Source organism: Pseudoalteromonas sp. SANK 73390, assembly GCF_054966645.1.
In genome coordinates this window covers 1-887 of the sequence record NZ_ARPN01000205.1, presented here as the reverse complement: position 1 = coordinate 887, position 887 = coordinate 1, and the positions used below count along the sequence as shown (strand labels likewise).

General features: G+C 38.8%; 1 pseudogene. It reads right to left on the bottom strand.

Features of this window, described 5'->3' with window-relative positions:
- Nucleotides 1-37: 37 nt before the first annotated feature.
- A pseudogene (locus tag SANK73390_RS22345) lies at nt 38-887 on the bottom strand (PKD domain-containing protein); the annotation flags it as partial.

The following is an 887-nucleotide window of genomic DNA, read 5'->3' as shown; positions in this document are numbered from 1 at the left end:
TTATTCAACTTGGTAAATTTTGAGCTTCTGTGAGCTATCACTCACAATGCCTATACATAATAAAACTACCAGTGCGATGATCAAATTCAGGAACCGAGTTTATGACTTTAAGTTCAGTGTATTCACGCTGCGATATTTTGCCTTGCTCAAGCGCATGCATCCTTTGCACCTCGCACAATTCAGCGCCAAAAGAATAAGAGTACGACAGCGTATAAGCGCAAGACACATTCTCATTATCCAATGAACCACTGAGTTCAAAATATGCGTCACTACCATCACCTTTTTTAACGACAATAGCGGCCCCATCTGGTTCTAATGTATCTGGTATGGTGTCTACAGCACTTAAATTGGTTGCAACAATATCAGCATTTATTAAACGACTACTTCCTTGCTTAAAACCATAGTTCAAATATAACTCACCAAATTTTAAGTGCTCTGACTCAAGAGCATAACATGAGAGCATTTGTTTTTTAGCGATACAGCTTGACCAATTGGCTACCGCTTCATCATCTGCATGCTGCAGCAATAAATGTGATGACTTACTATCGATAAATTCTTTGTCATTATCAGAGCAATGAGCCGTTTTCCACAGTTCAACATCCTGCTCATTACTTTCTAGCGAAAGTACCTTCATAACCTGATTAGTAAAGTCTCGATTTTCAATATTAGATTCGCTACAAAACCATTTTTTAAGCGAAACAAGAGAAGTAAAGTTGAGTGTTTCGTTATAAGTGTCAAAGATACTAGGAGCAAGCTGTGCATTACAGCTGGCATAATGACTGGATACCTGAACCGCTCGCTTTACTGTAATGCTAATCGTATCCTTTGCTTCACCCCCTTTGTCATCCCTAACAACCAACTCAAATTCAAGTGTTGTATCAGCATCT